At 26.5% G+C, this 4,452-nt stretch carries 4 protein-coding genes; 2 read left to right on the top strand and 2 right to left on the bottom strand.

Features of this window, described 5'->3' with window-relative positions:
* Positions 1 to 1,103 precede the first annotated feature (1,103 nt).
* On the top strand, positions 1,104 to 1,580 hold the full coding sequence (locus tag BAU17_RS10410; protein ID WP_161902763.1) for a hypothetical protein: 477 nt from the start codon (positions 1,104 to 1,106) through the stop codon (positions 1,578 to 1,580).
* Positions 1,581 to 1,667: 87 nt separating this feature from the next.
* Here BAU17_RS10410 and BAU17_RS10405 read toward each other — a convergent pair whose 3' ends face one another.
* Both BAU17_RS10405 and BAU17_RS10400 read right to left on the bottom strand, forming a co-directional pair.
* Positions 1,668 to 1,883 (bottom strand): hypothetical protein, encoded by a 216-nt coding sequence (locus BAU17_RS10405; protein WP_161902762.1) that lies wholly within the window; start codon positions 1,881 to 1,883, stop codon positions 1,668 to 1,670.
* Between the two features lie 18 nt (positions 1,884 to 1,901).
* Entirely contained in the window at positions 1,902 to 2,783 is an 882-nt protein-coding gene (locus BAU17_RS10400) for a peptidylprolyl isomerase (RefSeq protein WP_161902761.1), read from the bottom strand.
* Positions 2,784 to 2,997: 214 nt separating this feature from the next.
* On the opposite strand from BAU17_RS10400, the gene BAU17_RS10395 reads away from it, so the two are divergent.
* On the top strand, positions 2,998 to 4,452 hold a 1,455-nt coding region (locus tag BAU17_RS10395; RefSeq protein ID WP_161902760.1), incomplete at its 3' end, for a hypothetical protein.

Raw genomic sequence — 4,452 nt, 5'->3', positions numbered from 1 at the left:
CTATAAAACGTTGATATATCAGTGTTTGTATTTTTAAGTATAAGCAAGATTCTATCTTACTTAATAGAGATTCTCTGTTTAGTAATATAGCTAAAATTTGCTGCCTAGAATTTTCAAATATAACAAAATAGTGATATTCATATACTGATTAATTTCTAATGTTTAATTGGAAATAAATTCTATAATCATCATTAGAACAAGAATATGCAATTAAATATATAATTAAGATAAATTAATTTTCTAGTTAGTAAAATAACGCAGATTAGATTTAAAATAGCTTGTGTTTATCTCTATAAGGTGTTAAAATCATTTTCGATAAATTATACATAAAAAGTTAAAGTGGCTTAAAACGCAAATTAGGCAGCGTATAATTGAATCTATATTTCTAACTAAAGAAACTTTTTCAATATTTATAAGAAAAAGTTTCATTAAATTGTTTAAAATAATTTTATACGTCATCAATGCTTATATATCAATGTTTTAATTAAATGTTAGAAAATAGATAAATAAAATAGACCTTAAATTGAACATGAAGTGGGTAATTCCCCATAAAAATTTTTTCATGAAGTCTGAGAGATATATTTTCAAAAATACATTGAAAAAACGTTGATATTACAGCAATATGGAATTTTTGTCAATAATCATAAAACCATTGATAATACTGGGATTTTAAGGGGTCATTTTTTAAGTGGATTTTCTCTGAAATTTTGAGATAGAATTGAGAGGTATTTTTGATTTAGATATTTTAATATAATAAATTTCTTTCCAGTATACTGGAAACTATTTTGAAAAATAGTCATTCTTTCTAGTATACTGGAAAGAAAATACAGCAATGAATTTTAAAGAAGTTTGAATTGTTCAAGCTTCTTTTTGTTGAAACTAGGAAATACAATTGATTTTCTCGACAAGACAAAAAAAGGATGCAATAATAATAAATACCTTGACTAAACCAATGTCATCTAAAAATAACTTCCCCTTTTAGAGACAAGTGTTTAATCCCTTTACTTTTAATTAAAAGTAAAGGGATTTTTGTATATCTAATAATTGGGTTAAAATATGAAATATATCTAATTATCAGAAAAAATTGTAAGGAGAGGAACTCAGTGAAAATATATACAGTTCAACCAAAAGATTTTTTATGCTTTGTAGATAAAGAAGGCTATATTATGCCACAAAAATGTGAGTTAGATAAAGATACGTTAGAGTGGTTAAGTGATACAAAAGATGTTTATCAATGGATGGCTGAACAATATTCTGTTAGAACAGGTTTTCCTAATGACAGATATTTAATATGGGTGTATTCAACAATGAGAGATGTGCGTTGGCAAACTGTAGACTTTACTAAATTTAGCGTGTTTTGTTTTGAAATTCCTATTGAAAAAATGCAATCTAATTTTTTATGGTCTGATTTAATTGAGTGGCATTGGCACTTGAATCATTTTGATGGTTGGGAAACTAAAACTGATATTTTTGATTTCAATTTAAAGAAATATTCTAAAAATATTGTTCCACAAGGCGTTACTATTCGGCTAAAGAAAGAGTGGATTAAAAAAGTCTATAACAAATCTTTAGATAAATAAAAATATTTTTCATATAGTTCTGAGAATATAGTGAATACAAAAAGGAAGAGACTTCATTTTTTCTTCCTTTTTGTATATATTCAATAATTATTTTGCAATAAATTCTTTTATAATTGGATAAGGAGTTAGTTTCATATTTCGACAAAAATCTAAGTAATCATTTTCAAAATATTGTGTAGAAAAATCATAATCAAAATGCTCAACCATGCAATTTCTTGCAGATTGCCAATCAGAAGCAATAATTTTTATAGCTTTTTGTTCATAAATATGACCTAATCCAAAAGTGAAAATATAACTTTCCATTATCACAACCTCCATGAATTAATCATTAGTGCCTACAAGTAATTCTAACGTATCAGATAAATTATCATCAGAAATGCTTACTTCATATTCATCAAATAATTTTGATAATTGATTTTGAACATAATCAACGTCTTTAGATTTAGTATCTACTACATAATTTTCAATTAATTCTTTATTATCGTCTAGTTTAGAACCATTCAATTTAAAGTTATCTTTCATTTTAATAATATAAAAGCCGTCATCTGTTTCGATAGGTTCTTTATGTAATTCACCGTTATTCATTTTCATTGCTTCTTTTAGAACACTAGCAGGATAAATAGAATCATCTCTACTATCTATTAAACCAGTATTGCCATTTACCATAGCGGAATTAATATCCAAAGAAGAATTAGCGACTAATTCTTTAAAGGTTGTTCCTTTTTCTAATTGTTCAATAAGAGATTCAGCTAAATTTATATTTTCTACTTGAATAAGCTCAAAGTTAATAAGGTTGTTTAAAATTTCTTGCATTTCTGTATCTGATAGTTGTATAGAGTCTTTGACCATTTCTTGTATTAGTAGATTTTGTCGAATAGCCTTGATATAAGAATCTATACTCGAATAACCAACATTTAGTAATGATTGTTCAAATTCTGCTTGATTTTCAAACTGCTGACTAACTTCTTTCATTTCATTTTGAACATTTTCATCACTAACCAACTTGCCATATTTTCTTTCTAATACCTTAGTAGTTAATAATGTTTGTAATGATTTTTCTCCATATTCTTCTTTTAATTCATTGTAAAGCTGTTTTTGTGTGATTGATTCTCCTTGAATACTTGCTAAGGAGGAATCTTTCATAGAACACCCTGAGAATAACCCCAAACTAATTATTATTGAACCCAACATCATCTTTTTCATAAGTTGTTTTCATCTCCTATAATTAATAGGTCCGGATTATACCATCAATTTGGTAGGAAGTGGAGGAATAAGGGGATTTGCTTCAAAAATTTGTGGAGGATAATACAATATCCATTATATACTGATATAATAAATTAAAATGATATATTTTATTCTTTGTTTGTGTGTTTTTTCTGATGAGTAAATTATTGTCATAATATTGGAGGAAATTAAATTGGATAAATTAGAAATTTTAGAGAGTATAGCTTATGATACGCGTGGTAATTCGTTAGAAAACTGTTCAGAAGAAGAATTGAAGAAAATAATAAGTGATTATTATTTTGGAAATAAAAGTTTAGTCAAAATTATTAAGGAATATGATTTAAATACTACAAGCAATAAAATTAGGCAAGATTTCCCTAAACTAGTTAGTAAAACTAAATGTAAACATGACCAGAATAAAATGTATTTAAGTCTACCAAGTAAAGAGCATTTAAAATATTTTTCACTGGAAAAAGATGGATTTAAATGTGAAAAGTGTAATCATAGAGATAAAATAGATTGTATGTGTGAGAATTGTAAAAGAATTTACAGAAAACAAGTTAGAGAAATATACTCTGGTTATCAAAAAATAGATTTTTCTGACTGCAATTTACAAGATAGGGTTGAGTTAGGAGCTTTATTGCAGTATTTTCATGTTAATTCAATAGAAGATAACTTTGGCTCGTATGATGACTTTCATGATGAGGATGCTTTAGCGTTTATTGATGAAATTGATACTATAAAACGATTGGCAAATAAAAGAATTATAGTTGTCTCGTCAGAAAGCAAAATAGAAGCTTTCCCGATGGAAGAAGATTTTCCAAGAAGCTATTATATAACTAGAGTGGAATGGAAATTGAATATCAAATTTCCTGAAAATATGGAAAAAGATAATATTCTTGATTTCTTAAAATATCCTAATGCATCGATTGTTTCTGAAGAAAGAGAATCCAACTATCTATGGCGACTGATGGCTATTGGTGAGTTGATTAGACTTGTAAAATGGCAAATGGAAGAATTTAATTTCACTTTTAAAATAGATACGGATAATGATAAATTTAAAGATTTATTCAATCGACTTTTAGAAAATTTGACACCTGCTCAAATTTACGCACTAATTTGGAGTAGTGTTAGAAAAGCTGATAATTTGAGAACAAGTAACAAATGGGGAAATTATAGATACCGTCATGTTGATTTTATTATCAAAATAATTGACGAAACCAATATGAAAAAATTTAATAGTGGGATAGATTTGAAACCTTACGATTATCCATATCAAATGATAGTGACTCTTTCTGCGAAGATATTATTCGAACAAATTCTATTAAAAGTGGATTGGTTTACTACAAAGATTCCAAATTTAGATGGAGAAAATACTTCAATGATAATAAACTTTTACGAAGAGCTAGAAGCTAGAGAAGAAAGTATCTTTTTGAATAAAAGTATGCCAATAGATTACTATTATTTAACAGATTTTGGAATTGTTATTTTTGATGGAGCTGTTAGCAAGTTGTTCAGTGATGAAAAAACTTTGTATAAAATATCGAAGTTTATTAAAAGAGAAGATGAATATCCTGATGAAGAGTTCTATTTTAATTTAAAATTGCCTTATATAATATTGGGTGTTTATTCTACTGTATATTTATTA

The organism is Candidatus Enterococcus willemsii (assembly GCF_009933335.1).
In the GTDB taxonomy this organism is placed as follows: Bacteria; Bacillota; Bacilli; order Lactobacillales; family Enterococcaceae; genus Enterococcus_F; species Enterococcus_F willemsii.
The sequence above is the reverse complement of the archived record's forward strand: the minus strand, read 5'-3'. Positions and strand labels throughout refer to the sequence as shown.